This is a genomic window from Leuconostoc gasicomitatum LMG 18811 (assembly GCF_000196855.1).
Taxonomy (GTDB): Bacteria; Bacillota; Bacilli; order Lactobacillales; family Lactobacillaceae; genus Leuconostoc; species Leuconostoc gasicomitatum.
Window position 1 is genome coordinate 601,217 of the sequence record NC_014319.1, and the last position, 16,260, is coordinate 617,476.

Below are 16,260 nucleotides of genomic sequence, written 5' to 3' on the forward strand. Positions count from 1 at the left end.
CTGAATTTGTTTGTTGGCTAAATGCAAAATGAAATTTAGAGTAAATTTAAGCGCATAAGCGCTTTTTATTTTGAGATAAAGAACTTCGTACAATTGATTAAATTTTAAAAAAATCAAAAAACTAAAAAAAAATACAGCAAATAAATGCGATATATTGAACTGGTTAAATCTAATAATAAATTTTTGGAGGACACCATGGAAGAAATCAATGGTAAACAATCAATAAAAACGCACATTATGGACGCGACTGAAGTTAATGCTCAACATGCATTAGAGTTGGAACAAGCTAGTAAAGAACGTCGAATGCGTTCAAAAGAGCAGATAAAAGCGGAAGTCATAGGAAATAATAACATTGACTATAAAAAGCATATGAAGTGGGTAGATGAGTGATATGAAATTTTAAATAACAATTCGCCTCTCTGGTGGTATGATTATTTCTATTGGCGCTTTAATAGTACCACTTACGAAAACAGAAGAAAATTCAAAGATGATTGGGAGCAAAAACAAAGTACTTCAAATGCGGATTCTTTATTTGATTTAATTTCTCAATTTATTGGTAATTACTAGAGATGTCAGACGATAACAGTAGATATCTTGCTAAAAAATCGAGAATCCGGAAACCCAATACATGAACAGGATATCAAATAATTGATAAATAAGAGAAATGATATAGTTTTCGTTCTTTATTCTATTATTTCCCAAATTCAAATGATTAAAATAAGACTTGGTAACGATGTTGATAGTGAAAGTTTATTCGATAAAATTGACGATATAAAATTAGAAATTAACAAATTTTATAAGAAAAATAATTTTCGTGGCATGATGGCAAAATACGTAAATGATCATTCTGAAATTAATTCAATTGAAAAATTTCGTTATTCGCAAACAGTATATGATACTATTATAAAAATTGTGAAACTCAAAATAAAATTGCTCATGACAATATTGAATATATTCAGAATAAGGCAAGTGACGTGTGCATTAAGTTAACCAGATTGCCTAACTAAGCGCATAAGCGCTTTTTATTTTGCAGTAAAACATTGAAAGGAGATGGCACAATGGGAAATAAAGTACACACATATCCACATCGAGGTTGACGTAAGTTGATACCATTCACGCGTAGATATTGTTCACAGCATGTTGCGTTACATCCTCGACAAACAAAGTAGTTTGACCAGACATACAAGGTTACGCGCGACCGTGATACTAAGAGTAAAGAGCGCATGGCATTCTATAACACAGAATAGTGGAAGCAGTTACGTAAGCAAGTTATCGAACACAATATTGTTTTAACATCTATGGCACACATAAAGCTAAGAACGGATGGAAACAAATCGTTACCCCATGTCAATATCACTTTAACCTCACAATAAAAGCCACCGACTTCATTATTGGTGGCTTACTTAATGTGATAGCATGTAGAAACGGTATATATTTTGTAAACAAATTAAGGTAAATAAAATTAATGCAGCAAGAGAAATCCAGAAGTAAATTTTTTGTTTGTTAATATAGGTATCATATACCATAGTACCAAAAAGTAAAAAAGGTAAAATCTGAGTAAAGTAACTAAAGTTTTGATTACTGATAAAGTGCAGAGCGTTACCAAGCCATACTGCCAATATCATTACTAATATGACCGTTCTTGTTTTAAATAGTGTTTTATTTATTTTCATAGTTTTACCTGAATACCCCCGATTAATCGCTAGTGACTTGTTGTTAGATATGTTAGTCATTGTTTTAAAATTACTTGCCATAAAACGAAGATACAGTCTAACGCTAAAAGTATCAGACCCAAACTAAATCTTTTTCCGTTTGTGATTTTATATTACTTGCCCCAAGGCTTAATCCATATTGTACCACATAACATCAAAATAAAGCCATTTATGGCAATGATGAAGCCAACAATTAATAATAGAGTGAAGTCAATTAACATGAGTGGTTTTTCCTGTATTTTGAATGATGAAATATGTGCCGATCACTGTTGAAATCGATTATTTTTTACACAATTAATAAATTTTAACAGGATAATCTTTTAATAAATCCTCGATTTTAGATCCATCAAAAACAATTGTTTCATCATTTTGATTAGGATGGTAGGCAACATTTTTATGATCGAACAGTGTCTTATCAATATAGTAATTAACGCTTTTATCTAAATCATTAACGGCATTTAAAATAGAAACAGAACCGGGTGTGACACCAAGCTTGTCATTTAAATCTTTCTCAGAAGCAAAACTTATTTTTTTGTTATGCGTTATTAAAGCAATTTGAGCTAACGATAATTTAGAATCAGCAGGTAAGCTAAATAAATAATATTCTGATTTGTTTTGATTTCTCAAAAAGAGATTTTTGATTTCAAATATATCTTTAGTGAACGCTAAATTTTTTGCATCTTCGATAGTATAGATTTTGGGATGTTTGTATAAACGATAAGCTATGAGTCGACTCGTAAATAGTTGTTTTAAATTATCTTTCATGTTGGCTGAGCTCCTGACATGTTGATCTATTATTGGAGAGATATGATGTTGCTCTTATCTCTCATCATATCGAACTGTCAGCAATAAATAAAGTTATCTGGCTAGGTCAGTTGTAAACAGGGGTTTATAATGAACATAGGTACAAAAGGGGATGCTAAGTAATGACGATCTTTGAAGAAATAGTAAATGATAAAATGAATTTTGAGTTCACTAGTAGAGGACTCAAGCCAATTTATCATGCACCAACTAGTGCCAAAATAGTTATTATTGGACAAGCTCCTGGTTTACGTGTCCAAAATTCAGGCATAATGTGGCATGATGCTTCAGGAGATAGGCTGAGGGAGTGGATGGGTATCAGTAAAGATGTGTTTTATAACTCAGGTAGGATTGGTGTCATACCTATGGACTTTTATTATCCTGGGAAAGCTAAGTCTGGTGATTTACCACCGCGTAAGGGTATCGCGGACAAATGGCATTCACGTTTATTAAAACAGATGCCAAATATACAGATGACTATTTTAGTAGGTTCTTATGCGCAAAAATATTATCTCAAGCTAAATAGTCAGGCTAAAATAACGACAGTCATAAAGGATTATCAAAAATATCTTCCTAATTACTTCCCAATTGTTCATCCTTCTCCTAGGAATAACATTTGGCTCAAAAAGAATCCTTGGTTTGAGCAAAAAGTTGTCCCAGATCTGCAGAAAATGATTTCTCAAATAATATCAAATTGAAATCTAAACTGACATGTTTGATAATCGGTAATATAACAAGTTCAATGCCCTATATAATGGTGAAAAATGTGATTCTGATAGTGGATTTAGCAGCCATATGTTTTTATTAGTATTATTACTGTCAGTGTGACATCATCATAAAAAACATTCATGGCAAGCAATAAATGTTGATTAGGGTTTATGTGTTATAGTTATGCCACTTTATGGCTATTATGTACGCACTCTATGAGTGCATGATTATTATTTATAAACTATTAAAGCAGTATATGCAAACACAGGCGTTCTATACTGCACCTCAATAATTTCGTGACTATGAGCCTCCAAATCAGCTAAGGCATCATTTAATTTGTCAGTAAATCCTCCGGCTGTCCAAAAGCCAAGTACAAGTTGTGTCTTCATTGTCATCCCCTGTAATGCTTTTAACGTGGTTCAATGCACGTAATATAATTATGGTATATTATAAACATCATACCAAACAAATAAAACAAGTGCACCACTGGCATTAAATGTCGGTTGCGCACTTGTTTTTGTTAATTGTTAAAAATGTTAGCAAAGCCACTTTTGAGGTCATTGTTTTGTGTTTCAGAGAAGTATAAATCGTCACCATTTGTTGTACGTGAAATATAAACTTTTGGTTGATTATTTTGTATAACAAAGAAATATAAGGCCATGTTAAAATTATTTTTTGATACTTTACCAGAGGCAATTGCTACGACTTTGTTTGCTGATTCGCCAGAACCATCTGGGGACCAAGTGACAGCTGTAGTTACTTCATCAAACTTAATATGATTGTTATATTTACCATTTGTAAGGTCAGTTGGGAAAGTTATGCCATAGTAATTTGGTTCTTGCCCGTCATAAGTCCCAACAAAGGACTGATCCATTTTTGATTGCCATGCTGACATAAAAGATGATAGTTTATTTTGTTTGTCAGCTGACCAAGTTGCTTTTGTACTATTATTACTTGAAGCACTCGTGTTAGTGTCATTGTTACTAGATGAATTAGTTATTGTTGCGTTGCTGCTTGACGAAGAACTACTTTTCAAACTAGAAGATTTTAATTGTGCTGAGGTTGTCGCTTTTGAAGTGTTGTGTTGTGCCTGATCTGTGGGTTTGCTCTGTTTATAAATCACACCAACTATGACGAATATTGCCACTATTGTAGACAATATCAATATGCTATTTCTTTGCTTTGAAGTCATTGTTATTTCTCCCTTGTGTTGTTAAGTATAACCGACTAACTATACAAACTAGTATATCAAAATAAACTGAATGAATTAAACCAGAAACAAAGTAGTCATCATGTCATTCACGAATAAGTTTAGCATTAGAAATATTATCCTTTTTCGCTAATGTGTGCTGGATACAACGATTAGAAAACTAAATAATTTTCTAAACAGATATTTACTTCGGCCAAATTATTGGGTTCGTATCAAATCGCAGGTAGCTTTTAAGGAAATAACGGGTAGATGTTTCTTAGAATAAATAGAGTGAAGTCAACCAAGAGCAACTCAGAAGGAATGCTTGTGTTCTTTAGAGTAATTCTATATATGGTTGGTGAAGTGAAGGTGATATAAAAAGCCTACTAAGTGTTTAAAACACAATAGGCTGCTACGTTGAAAATAAATATTAAAAAATTAAATAGCAGTTAGAAATGTTACAAATCCAAAAATAATACCTGGAAAATTAGCAGTAGCTAGCGGAATATCACGATCTTCTTTGATCAAACCGTATAAGACCCATAGACCACAATTCACCGCAGCTACTAATGGTTGTACTGGATTTCCTTTGGATCCTGATAGATTGTCTATTATTTGAGGAATGTAAGATACATACATCAAAATTGACATCGCAGTAGCAGTCCAACTTAAATATTCTATGAATTTTTCATGTTTCATTGATTGCCCCTTTATTATTAATTAGTATACTTGTTTAAGTTTATGAAATCAAATATGATTTTTAGAGCATGAATTATCATAATTGGTTGAATGATCATTTGAAATAAATCATTTTTTAAGGCGAAAACACACTTTAATTCTAATCTAGGTAATTTTTCAGATTAACGATACAGTCCGTTAATTTATGCGTTTGATCCAAGTCAGATATGAATTATGTGATATGATTATTAATGGAGAAGAAAAATGAAGAGGAAATTATTTTGTGAAATATCGCCTTTAACATATAAAATATCTTATGAATCTCGTATTTTAAAACGTCAAATAACGGATCAGTTATTTGGTCGCATAGCGCAAGAAAAAAGCCAAACACAGTTACCATATCTAATATTTAGCCATCAATCACTCATGCGCCGCGGACTGAGAAAAGTACCTATTCCTGTTGAAGAAGCTAAGGTCGCCAATCTTAAAATTGCGGCACCAAAGGTCAGCCATATCATTATTAAACCTGGAGAAACATTTTCATTCTGGCATTTAGTTGGCCGATGTACTGAAAAAAGTGGCTATCAAAATGGTTTGATGGTCGCAAATGATGGTGAACTTAAAAAAGGTACTGGTGGTGGGCTTTGCCAATTTAGTAATTTAATTCATTGGATGATTTTACACACACCATTAGAGGTCGTCGAAAAGTATCACCATGAGCAAGTAGATATGTTTCCTGATGCCAACCGCGAAGTGCCTTTTGGTAGTGGTACTTCCATTGTCTATAACTACTTAGGATTACCGGTTTAAAAATAACACGAATACCACCTATCAGCTGTTAACTTACGTTGGAGAAACACATTTACATGGTGAAATCTATGCTTCTGAGCCACAAATGGATACTTATGAAGTTAAGGCAATTGGCGAACATTTTGCATCAAAAGATGGCATAGTGTATCGCTGTGGACAAATCTTTCAATATCGGTATGATCAAAACCATCAGCTAATAAATCAAACCTTAATTAAGACAAATCATGCCAGAGTGGCTTACGATACGAGTCAGCTAGCAGTTATTAAAAATTAACAGTAGGAAGAACAAATAAATGATAATAACTAGTATTTTAATAGGCATTGCAGCCGGTTTAATATCCGGTATGGTTAAAATTGGTTGGGAGGCAATTTTACCACCGAGAACACAAGAACGTGATGAAACTAATCCGCCACAACAATTATTGCAACAAATGGGTGTGCCACGTCGTATAACACATGCTTATGTTCATTATTCTAAAGATCAAAAAGTATACTATATTGCGCTTTTGATACACTTTTCATTTTCTCTTTTCTTTGGTATTCTGTTTGTGTTAACTTATCGTGTATGGCCTATTATTGGTATGTGGCAGGGCACTTTATATGGTATTGTCATTTGGTTTGCCTTCCATATTGTGATAATGCCCGTGTTAAAAACAGTACCTTCACCAGCAAAGCAACCTTTTACAGAACATTTTTCAGAAATATTGGGGCATATAGTTTGGGCATGGACCATTTATTTGGTTGTTATTGCCTTGATGTATCATTAAACGAATAATTTTTAGCCGGTTTAGCGATTGCTGAACCTTTTTATTTTCTTGATTAAAAAGTCACAAGTCAAATGTTTTTATTCCAAATATGAAGGTGTTATAGTTGTGATGTTGTTAAGTATAATGAGTCTGAATTTCAAGAAAGGTCGCATAAAATGAGCTATCAAACAATTAATCCGTTAACAGATGAGGTTGTTAAGACATATGACAACCATGATGATGCCTACGTTGAAGAAGCGCTTAGTAGAGGACACGCGTTATATAAAAAATGGCGTAATGATCCAATAGACAGTCGTAGCGAAGCGTTAAGTCATGTGGCTGATTTAATTGCATTAAAAGCAGATGAATTAGCTAAAATTTTAACGATTGAAATGGGAAAACGTTTAGTAGAAGCAAAAGGTGAAGTAGCAATTACAGTTGCAATTGCGCGTTACTATGCTAAGCACGGAGCAGAATTTTTGAAGCCACGTGATATTGTGTCTTCAATTGGACCAGCACAAATTATTTCTAGACCAACTGGCGTGTTGCTCATGGTTGAACCATGGAATTTTCCATATTACCAAATTATGCGTGTCTTTGCGCCAAACTATGTGGCGGGAAACCCGATGGTTTTAAAACATGCCAGCAATACGCCAATGGCTGCTGAGGCCTTTGAAAAAATTGTACAAGAAGCAGGGCTACCAGATGGCTCACTAACTAACTTATTTATTAATTATGATCAGGTGAATAAAATTATTGGCGATGACCGTGTCCAAGGTGTTGCTTTAACAGGATCAGAACGTGCAGGTCAATTAGTTGCTGCCGAAGCGGGCAAAAACATGAAACAAAGTTCTCTTGAATTAGGTGGTAGTGATCCATTTGTGATTTTAGATGATGCTGATTTGTCGGAAATTAAAAAAATTATTAGTGGCGCGCGACTTTATAATGCTGGGCAAGTTTGCACATCATCAAAGCGTTTTATTGTTACTGAAAAAAACTACGATAAAATTGTTGATATGCTAAAAACGGCTTTTTCTGGGGTTAAACTGGGAGATCCCATGCAGCCTGAGACAACTTTGGCGCCATTAAGCACATCAAAGGCTAAGCAAAATTTGACCAAACAAGTTCGTGAAGCCGTTGAAGCAGGGGCAACACTTTCATTTGGTAGTGTTGAGCAAACGCAACCGGCCGCTTTGTTTGAACCTGTTATTTTGACAGGTATTACCAAAGAAAATCCTGCTTTCTATCAAGAATTCTTTGGTCCAGTCGGAGAAGTATTCAAAGTAAAAGATGAGGCAGAAGCGATAGCGTTAGCTAATGATTCACACTATGGTTTAAGTGGAATTGTTTTTGGTGGCGATGCAGATCATGCTGCCGAAGTGGCTTCTAAAATTGAAACTGGTGTTGTGTTTGTTAATAGTTTTGGTGGTACTCTGCCAGAGTTACCATTTGGCGGCGTTAAAAATTCGGGCTACGGCCGTGAATTGGGTGATTTAGGTATTGATACGTTTGTTAACAAACAAACAATTGTGACAAAACATGAACCAATTGATCCTGAAAATGCTTTTGGTGGCTTCATATAAAAAATAAACACCTGATGACAGGTAGTGTTTCACAACTCTAGTGGTTGTGATGGATTACCAGCTGTCAGGTGTTTTTGTGTTCATAGTTTTTGGACTGCTCAAAATTGTACCCTGAAAAAATATGTTTCGGATAACTAAGCTAATTGGGAAGTAAACACCTGAACTATGCCTTTGACCAAATTATTAAGGACTAAGGTGATTTCTAGTAGTCGCCATTTTTTCGTCTAAAATGTTACAATTATAACATGATAACTCACGTTGATAATGTCGATGTTTTAGCAGGTGTTGGGCCAAAACGGCTTGATGCTTTGCATGAACTTGGTATATTTACAATTGAAGACTTAATTGGTTATTTCCCGTTTCGATATGAAGATTTAGGCGAACGCCTACCATCCGAAACATTAGATGGCGATAAGGTAACTTTTAAGGGCATCGTCAGCACGCCACCAGTGATCACACGTTTTGGCAAAAAAAATCAAACGCGTTTTGGTTTATTAATTGAACATGAAAATATTCGCGTAACGTTTTTTAATCAACCTTGGATAGCACAAAATATTGATGTCGGTCAAGAGGTAGCTGTGTATGGGACGTATAATGCTGCAAAGGCAGCATTGACTGGTATGAAGATAATTAATGCCAGCGTTGATGCACTTGATCCAATATACCCATCTTCTAAGAAAATAACTGCAAAAACGATTCGTCATTTAATTGAATTGGCATGGGCAGATGTTCGAGGAACGCTTGGCTCTTTGGTACCAGAAAATATGCGGACTAAGTACCGTTTATTAGACCGTAATATGATGATTGAATCTATGCATTTTCCATCTGATATGGCAGCTGCAAAAGCCGCACGTCGTAGTGCGGCTTTTGAGGAATTTTTTGTTTTTCAAATGCGTTTGCAACTGCTTAAATTAGCGGATCAAAATTTTGCTGGAGAAGGTATTAACTATGATGAGCGTGCAATACGGAATTTTGAAACAAGTTTACCTTTCAAACTAACGGCTGCACAGACAAAAGTGATATCAGAGATTTTACAAGATCAAAAAAGACCGCGTCATATGAATCGCTTACTGCAGGGGGATGTTGGTTCTGGTAAAACAGTTGTCGCAGCTATGGCCATGTATGCTGTTGTGACGGCTGGCATGCAGGCAGCAATAATGGCACCAACAGAAATTTTGGCGCAACAACATGCGCTGAGTTTAACGCAGTTATTTGATAACGCAGGTTTATCCTTACGTGTTGAATTATTAACGAGTGGCTTAAAGGTTGCTGCACGTCGTCATCTTTTAGAAGATCTTGAAAACGGTGATATTGACATTTTGGTCGGCACACATGCATTATTGCAACCCGATGTAGCTTTTCATCATTTGGGATTGGCGGTGATTGATGAACAACACCGTTTTGGTGTTAATCAACGCGCAGCGTTACGCGAAAATGGTGTTAATCCAGACATTTTAGCCATGACTGCAACGCCAATTCCTAGAACATTATCGATTACAGCGTATGGTGAAATGGATGTGTCAATTATTGATCAATTACCAAATGGTCGTAAAGTCATTAAAACGACACGTATGGGTCATAATCAATTAGACAATGCCATCGCCTTTGTTAAAAAGCAGATTGATGTTGGTGCACAAGCTTATATAGTGACACCATTAATTGAAGAATCTGAATCACTTGACGTACAAAATGCCACAGCAATGTATGAAGCTATGCAATTAGAGTTTCCACAGTATCAGGTTGGTTTATTACATGGTCGATTGTCAAATGACGAAAAGAAAACATTGATGGCAGATTTTAAAGCCAATCGTATTCAAATCTTAGTTGCAACAACAGTGATTGAAGTTGGTGTGGACGTGCCAAATGCGACTGTTATGCTGATTTTAGATGCTGATCGATTTGGATTGGCGCAATTACATCAATTACGGGGGCGTGTTGGGCGAGGTAGCCGACAGTCTTATACAATACTTGTTGCAGATCCAAAAACGGATTATGGGACCGCACGTTTAGATGCTATGGTTGAAACAACCGATGGTTTTATACTTGCACAGCGGGATTTAGAATTACGTGGTTCAGGCGATATTTTAGGAACTAAGCAGTCTGGTGTTCCAGAGTTTGTTGTTGGTGATCCAATTAAAGATTTAACGATGATGGAAATTGCACAGCAAGAAGCCATTACATTGGTGAGTCAAAAAAATTGGGATAAGCAGGCTGATAATCAGACTTTGGTTGATTACTTATCACGCACGATGGCAAACTACCGTCATTTTGATTGAAAATTAACAGAGAATTAGGAGACGCTTTACAAATGGGCAAACCTGCTGACACGCCAATGATGGTGCAATACCACGAAATTAAATCGCAATATCCAGACGCTTTTGTTTTTTATCGCTTAGGTGATTTTTATGAATTGTTTGAAGAAGATGCCATACAAGGTGCAAAATTACTAGAGTTAACTTTGACGGCACGCAATAAAAATTCAAAAAATCCAGTGCCTATGGCTGGGATACCGCATCATGCTGCAAAAAATTATATTGATATTTTGGTGGATCAGGGACACAAAGTCGCCATTGTAGAACAAATGGAAGACCCAGCTGTTGCTCACGGCATGGTCAAACGAGATGTCGTGCAACTTATCACGCCTGGCACTAAAATGATTGATGGTGTCGGTTCAGATAAACAAAATAACTATTTAGCCGCTGTATTACCAGGTGATGGAACTTGGGTTTTAGCCTACATTGATTTATCGACAGGTGAGCTGAAAGCGACAACGATGTATCGATTTAGTGATGTCATGGATGAATTGAGTTCGCTAGAAGTCAAAGAAGTTGTGTTGAGAAAAAACGATGAACAAACAACTAGGCAAGGATTGGCAACGCAACTTGGTGAACGTGGGTTAGTGATTTCTACTCAAACAATTACTGGCGAAAATGCGACAGTGAGTTTTTTGACGCAACCGCTTATCAAATCTGATGAAGTAGCAGCAACGTCAATGTTACTAAATTATATTTTTGATACGCAACGGCGTAATTTAGATCACATTGTGCCAGCGATGAGCTACGAACGTTTAACCTACTTGAAGTTTAATCAAGATACGCGTACTAATTTAGACTTAATTGAAAATACACGAACAAAAAAACGCGCAGGCTCATTGCTTGGTCTCATAGATGAAACACATACAGCTATGGGCGGTAGATTACTTAAACAGTGGGTGTTAAAACCACTTCGTGATCAGCATGACATTGAGTCACGTTTGGACTTAGTGCAGGCCTTTCAGGATGATTTTTTTACACGTGGGGCTTTACAAGATCATTTGAAATCCGTGTATGATTTGGAACGTTTATCAGCTCGAGCAGCAATGGGAACCATGAATGCGCGTGAAATTGTGCAATTAAAACGCTCATTATTAACTATTCCAGGAATTAAAGCCGTTTTATCTGACACAACTAGTATTTTAAATGTCACTGGTAACAAACTAGATGATATGGTTGATTTAGCTAGCTTAATTGAAGAAGCAGTGGTTGATGATCCACCAATTAGTGTGCGAGAAGGCGATATTATTAATGACGGTTTTGATGAAAAAATTGATAATTATCGTCGTGTGTTACATGATAATCAACAATGGTTGGCACAGCTGGAAGCAGATGAACGTGCAGCAACCGGGATTCATTCATTAAAAGTCGGCTATAATAAAAATTTTGGTTATTTTATCGAAGTTACCAAGGCAAATATTGTTAAACTTGAAGCAAATCGATATGAACGTTTACAAACATTAACAAATGCTGAACGATTTGTGACACCTGAATTAAAAGAACATGAACGTCTGATCATTGAGGCACAAGCCAAACGCACACAACGTGAATATGAATTATTTGTGACAGTGCGTGAACGTGTAAAGGCAAACATTAGTCGTGTACAAAAACTTGCGCAACAAATTGCGCACTTAGATGTTTTAGCGGCATTATCAGATGTTGCAGATAATCGTCGTTTTATACGACCAATATTTACAGACCATAATAGTATTATGATTAAGCAAGGCAGACATCCCGTAGTGGAATCGCTATTGTCAGTTGGCGAATTTGTTGCCAATGATGTTTTACTCGATGAAACAACAAATATGCAGTTAATTACTGGACCAAATATGGCTGGAAAATCAACATACATGCGTGAGCTTGCTTTAATTGTTATTTTAGCGCAAATGGGTAGTTTCGTACCCGCAGAGTATGTTGAACTCCCCATTTTTGATCAAATATTTACACGGATTGGGGCCAATGATGACATGGCGATGGGACAATCCACCTTTATGGTTGAAATGGCCGAAGCAAATCATGCATTGCAGGAAGCGACCGCGCATTCATTGGTTTTATTTGACGAATTAGGCCGTGGTACGGCAACTTATGATGGCATGGCTTTGGCGCAAGCGATTATTGAATTTTTAGATGCTCATATTCACGCTAAAACGTTATTTTCAACACATTATCATGAACTAACTGTTTTAGCGGATCAGCATGCTAGTATTGAAAATGTTCATGTAGGCGCTGTTGAAGATGATACTGGGCATCTTCACTTTTTACATCAAATTCAAAAAGGACCAGCTGATAAATCTTATGGTATTCATGTTGCGGCACTTGCTGGCTTGCCAGATGAACTAATTACTAATGCGACAAAAATATTAACCGCATTAGAAAATAAAGAGACAGTGATAACAACACAAAATCAACCAGCGGATACGATGGAACCTGAACGTTCTGGTTTATCCGAGCAAGTTGCTTTGTTCAATGTCGATGTTGCTGATAAAGAGACGCAGATAATTCTGGATGCGTTAGATGATTTTGATATTTTAAAAATGACACCAGTTGATGCCATGAATGCCTTGAATGCATTAAAACAACTGAGAAAGTAGGAGGCATGCGCCTACGAGCGTGGACAAAATGGGTAAAATACATGAACTCTCAAATTTATTAGCTAACCAAATTGCCGCCGGGGAAGTTATTGAGCGACCGGCGAGCGTGGTAAAAGAATTAGTTGAAAATGCCATTGATTCAGGCGCAACGCAAATTGAAGTCATTGTTGAAGATGCTGGTGAAACGCTTATTCGTGTGGTCGATAATGGATCAGGTATTGAGCCAGAGGATGTGCCATTAGCATTTACACGGCACGCAACAAGTAAAATAATGAATCGCCATGATTTGTTTAATATTGTGTCACTTGGTTTTCGTGGTGAGGCTTTGCCATCAATTGCTGCTATTGCTGATGTTACTTTAAATACGACAACTGAATTAGCAACCCAAGGCTTGATGTACCATATTAAAGGTGGTAAGCAAGTGAGTGCTACACCAGCTAATGGTCGTCGTGGCACTGTTATTTCAGTGCGGGATTTGTTTTATAATACGCCAGCACGTTTGAAATATTTGAAACGGCCGCAAACGGAATTATCGCGTGTGGCTGATATTATGAATCGGTTGGCTTTATCATATACGAATATTGCATTTACCGTAGTTTCTGATGGGCGAGACTTGCTCAAAACGACAGGAAACGGGAACCAACAGCAAGTGATTGCTGCAATTTATGGCCGTGATACGGCGCAAAAAATGCTATCATTTGCTGGAGAAGATGATGATTTTAATGTGACCGGTTATGTTTCTTTACCTGAGTTGACACGTGGATCACGTGAATATTTGACAATACTAGTCAATGGTCGTTTTATTAAAAACTTTACGGTTTCCAATGCGATAATTCATGGTTATGGCTCCAAATTAATGATTGGCCGTTTTCCGATGGGGGTCATTAATATTAATACAGATCCACTTTTAATAGATGTTAACGTGCATCCTCAAAAATCAGAAATTCGATTGTCAAAGGAAACTGAATTATCGGAACTATTAGTACAAACAATTAAAGCCCGTCTAGCAGACGAAAATTTAATTCCAGATGCTTATGAAAATTTATATGGTCAAACAAAAAAAACTGAATATAAACGCGTGCAACCAGCTCAAATAGCACCATGGCTGAATACAAACTTAGCAACTGTGAAACAACCTGATAGTAAAACTAACATTACTATTAACACGGGATCAGATATTGCAGGCATCAGTATTACTAAGCGAGCACAATTATCAGCACGTAGTGTGAGCACGTTTGTTACTAAATATGAACATGAAGCGACATTGCCGGTATTTGATACACCAGTAACAGAGCAGGTAACCGAATCAGTTGCGACATACCAATCACCATTTACTGACATAGCAGTTAAAAGTCAGGAAACACTTGATGTGACACCACAAAGGCCAAGTGGCTTTCCGGATTTGTCGTATATTGGACAAATGCATGGGACATTTTTATTTGCGCAAACTGAAGATGGTTTATTTTTGATAGATCAACACGCAGCACAAGAGCGAATTAATTATGAGTATTATCGTCAGAAAATTGGCGAAGTGAGTGATGACAAACAACGGCTATTAGTGCCAATAGTAATTAACTATACGGCTTCAGATATGCTTAAAATTGCTGATCATGAGCAGGATCTCTTGCATGTTGGTTTGACTGTGATGCCATTTGGGCCAACGAGTGTTATTATTCGTGAACATCCGACATGGTTTGAAAACGGTCAAGAAGAAGATACAATTCGTGAAATGATTGATTGGATATTACGTGATGGCGCGCTGACTGTGGCGGAATTTAGAGAAAAAGCAGCGATTATGATGAGCTGTAAACGTGCTATTCGTGCCAATATGCACCTTTCTGATGCGCAAGCACGAACATTACTTCAAACATTAGCGAATTCCGAAAACCCATACAACTGCCCACATGGTCGACCAGTTGTCACACAGTTTACGTTAACGGAAATGGAAAAAATGTTTAAACGTATTCAAGATTCTCATGAAAAATGGGAAACATACGATATTCATCCTTACTAAAAGTGTGCCAATGGCACCGTACATACAGGAGAAAATAGATGAACAACAATGATATTATTATTCGTCTGCGTTATGCCCTAAACATTCAAAATGCAGACATGATTAAAATTTTTGAATTTGGTGGTGTGACTATTGATGAGACACAATTACATATATTACTGACTAAGCAAGATGAAGGCAGTAAACGTGATGAAAAAATTGATATAAAAGGGCTTGAATCATTCATGAACGGTTTGATTATTTCACAAAGAGGACAAAAATTTGGGCCGGATTTAAAACCTGTGGCCCCAACTTTTGATATCGATAAAGAAGAAAATATTAATAATGTTGTGATGAAAAAACTCAAAATCGCCATGTCTTATACGAGTGATGATTACATAAGTTTTTTAAAAACAGCGGGTGTAACAATTTCAACTAATGCATTAAGCGCTGTATTGCGTCGATCAGACCATCGTAATTATAAGCCAGCTGGTGATAGATATTTACGAAATATTCTAAAAGGTATGGCAATGGAATATCGACCAGATGATGTTAAAAAAACTGCTCGTAAATAATCATTGTAAGCGTTTTCTTTATCGGTTACAATATAGTTGATATAATTTTATTGGAGGAGCATATGACTGAACGAACTTTAATGTTGATCAAACCGGATGGTGTCAAGCGTGGCAAAATTGGAGAGATTATTCGACGTATTGAGAATAAAGGCTATCAAATTATTGATATGAAAATGGTAGTACCGACAGAAAAATTGCTTAATTTGCATTATGCTGAGCATGTTGGCAAGCCGTATTATCCCTCTTTGGTTAACTACATGATGTCTGGACCAGTTGTGGTTATGATTGGTGAAGGAACAAACATTATTTCAGGTTGGCGAACATTAATGGGAGAAACTAATCCAACCAAGGCAGCGCCTGGAACTATTCGTGGTGATTTAGGGCGTGAGTGGGAAGAAAAAGCCATGATGAATATCGTGCATGGTTCAGATAGTGCCATGTCAGCAGAGCACGAAATCAACCTATGGTTTACTTGAAATGAAAACTTGACTGAGATTAATTTGATCTTCAGTCAAGTTTTTTGTTCATTTTGAGTGGTCTAGCTAAAAGTTTGGTAAAATAG

The 16,260-nt window shown here is 36.3% G+C and carries 14 protein-coding genes and 1 pseudogene; 11 read left to right on the top strand and 4 right to left on the bottom strand.

The genetic code is table 11. From position 1 onward, the window contains the following. The first annotated feature begins 195 nt into the window (after positions 1-195). On the top strand, positions 196-390 hold the full coding sequence (locus LEGAS_RS02970) for a hypothetical protein (RefSeq protein ID WP_010384648.1): 195 nt from the start codon (positions 196-198) through the stop codon (positions 388-390). 258 nt (positions 391-648) lie between these two features. Beyond that, positions 649-990 carry a hypothetical protein gene (locus LEGAS_RS02975; protein ID WP_041771686.1) on the top strand — a complete coding sequence of 114 codons (342 nt, stop codon included), beginning with the start codon at positions 649-651 and terminating at the stop codon, positions 988-990. A 1,016-nt stretch (positions 991-2,006) separates the two neighbouring features. On the opposite strand, the gene LEGAS_RS02980 is transcribed toward LEGAS_RS02975, so the two are convergent. Beyond that, positions 2,007-2,477 (bottom strand): YbaK/EbsC family protein, encoded by a 471-nt coding sequence (locus LEGAS_RS02980; protein WP_010384655.1) that lies wholly within the window; start codon positions 2,475-2,477, stop codon positions 2,007-2,009. Positions 2,478-2,638: 161 nt separating this feature from the next. Between LEGAS_RS02980 and LEGAS_RS02985 the strand changes: the two genes are divergently transcribed. Next, complete coding sequence (locus LEGAS_RS02985; RefSeq protein WP_013231360.1) at positions 2,639-3,211, top strand: uracil-DNA glycosylase family protein; 573 nt, start codon at positions 2,639-2,641, stop codon at positions 3,209-3,211. Positions 3,212-3,451: 240 nt separating this feature from the next. Here the strand turns inward: LEGAS_RS02985 and LEGAS_RS10030 are convergent, their stop codons facing one another. The 3 genes from LEGAS_RS10030 to LEGAS_RS02995 form a co-directional block, all read right to left on the bottom strand. Then, positions 3,452-3,610, bottom strand: a complete 159-nt coding sequence (locus LEGAS_RS10030) for a hypothetical protein (RefSeq protein ID WP_013231361.1) — start codon at positions 3,608-3,610, stop codon at positions 3,452-3,454. Between the two features lie 131 nt (positions 3,611-3,741). Then, a complete protein-coding gene (locus LEGAS_RS02990) occupies positions 3,742-4,413 on the bottom strand; it encodes a DUF4767 domain-containing protein (RefSeq protein WP_013231362.1) in 672 nt (223 codons plus the stop codon). A 435-nt stretch (positions 4,414-4,848) separates the two neighbouring features. Further along, positions 4,849-5,109, bottom strand: a complete 261-nt coding sequence (locus LEGAS_RS02995) for a SemiSWEET family transporter (RefSeq protein WP_013231363.1) — start codon at positions 5,107-5,109, stop codon at positions 4,849-4,851. A gap of 243 nt (positions 5,110-5,352) precedes the next feature. Between LEGAS_RS02995 and LEGAS_RS03000 the strand changes: the two are divergent. From LEGAS_RS03000 to ndk, 8 genes and pseudogenes are all read left to right on the top strand, one after another. Further along, a pseudogene (locus LEGAS_RS03000) lies at positions 5,353-6,172 on the top strand (VanW family protein). 19 nt (positions 6,173-6,191) lie between these two features. Continuing rightward, positions 6,192-6,665, top strand: a complete 474-nt coding sequence (locus tag LEGAS_RS03005; protein WP_013231366.1) for a YagU family protein — start codon at positions 6,192-6,194, stop codon at positions 6,663-6,665. A 155-nt stretch (positions 6,666-6,820) separates the two neighbouring features. Continuing rightward, the gene (locus tag LEGAS_RS03010) at positions 6,821-8,227 is read left to right on the top strand and encodes an NAD-dependent succinate-semialdehyde dehydrogenase (RefSeq protein ID WP_013231367.1); all 1,407 of its coding nucleotides are present in this window, start codon (positions 6,821-6,823) and stop codon (positions 8,225-8,227) included. Between the two features lie 245 nt (positions 8,228-8,472). Next, positions 8,473-10,503, top strand: a complete 2,031-nt coding sequence (recG, locus tag LEGAS_RS03015) for an ATP-dependent DNA helicase RecG (protein ID WP_010382226.1) — start codon at positions 8,473-8,475, stop codon at positions 10,501-10,503. A gap of 32 nt (positions 10,504-10,535) precedes the next feature. Continuing rightward, on the top strand, positions 10,536-13,130 hold the full coding sequence (gene mutS / locus LEGAS_RS03020; protein WP_013231368.1) for a DNA mismatch repair protein MutS: 2,595 nt from the start codon (positions 10,536-10,538) through the stop codon (positions 13,128-13,130). A 28-nt stretch (positions 13,131-13,158) separates the two neighbouring features. After that, positions 13,159-15,144 (top strand): DNA mismatch repair endonuclease MutL, encoded by a 1,986-nt coding sequence (mutL, locus tag LEGAS_RS03025; protein ID WP_013231369.1) that lies wholly within the window; start codon positions 13,159-13,161, stop codon positions 15,142-15,144. Between the two features lie 38 nt (positions 15,145-15,182). Beyond that, positions 15,183-15,698, top strand: a complete 516-nt coding sequence (locus LEGAS_RS03030; protein WP_010382223.1) for a YehS family protein — start codon at positions 15,183-15,185, stop codon at positions 15,696-15,698. Between the two features lie 62 nt (positions 15,699-15,760). After that, a complete protein-coding gene (ndk, locus tag LEGAS_RS03035) occupies positions 15,761-16,174 on the top strand; it encodes a nucleoside-diphosphate kinase (RefSeq protein ID WP_010382220.1) in 414 nt (137 codons plus the stop codon). The last annotated feature ends 86 nt before the right edge of the window (positions 16,175-16,260 follow it).

Coding starts and splice junctions, on each gene's coding strand:
- ndk (WP_010382220.1), top strand. CDS start 15,761: ATGACTGAACGAACTTTAATGTTGATCAAACCGGATGGTGTCAAGCGT.
- mutL (WP_013231369.1), top strand. CDS start 13,159: ATGGGTAAAATACATGAACTCTCAAATTTATTAGCTAACCAAATTGCC.
- LEGAS_RS02970 (WP_010384648.1), top strand. CDS start 196: ATGGAAGAAATCAATGGTAAACAATCAATAAAAACGCACATTATGGAC.
- LEGAS_RS03005 (WP_013231366.1), top strand. CDS start 6,192: ATGATAATAACTAGTATTTTAATAGGCATTGCAGCCGGTTTAATATCC.
- recG (WP_010382226.1), top strand. CDS start 8,473: ATGATAACTCACGTTGATAATGTCGATGTTTTAGCAGGTGTTGGGCCA.
- LEGAS_RS03030 (WP_010382223.1), top strand. CDS start 15,183: ATGAACAACAATGATATTATTATTCGTCTGCGTTATGCCCTAAACATT.
- LEGAS_RS02990 (WP_013231362.1), bottom strand. CDS start 4,413: ATGACTTCAAAGCAAAGAAATAGCATATTGATATTGTCTACAATAGTG.
- mutS (WP_013231368.1), top strand. CDS start 10,536: ATGGGCAAACCTGCTGACACGCCAATGATGGTGCAATACCACGAAATT.
- LEGAS_RS02995 (WP_013231363.1), bottom strand. CDS start 5,109: ATGAAACATGAAAAATTCATAGAATATTTAAGTTGGACTGCTACTGCG.
- LEGAS_RS10030 (WP_013231361.1), bottom strand. CDS start 3,610: ATGAAGACACAACTTGTACTTGGCTTTTGGACAGCCGGAGGATTTACT.
- LEGAS_RS03010 (WP_013231367.1), top strand. CDS start 6,821: ATGAGCTATCAAACAATTAATCCGTTAACAGATGAGGTTGTTAAGACA.
- LEGAS_RS02985 (WP_013231360.1), top strand. CDS start 2,639: ATGACGATCTTTGAAGAAATAGTAAATGATAAAATGAATTTTGAGTTC.
- LEGAS_RS02980 (WP_010384655.1), bottom strand. CDS start 2,477: ATGAAAGATAATTTAAAACAACTATTTACGAGTCGACTCATAGCTTAT.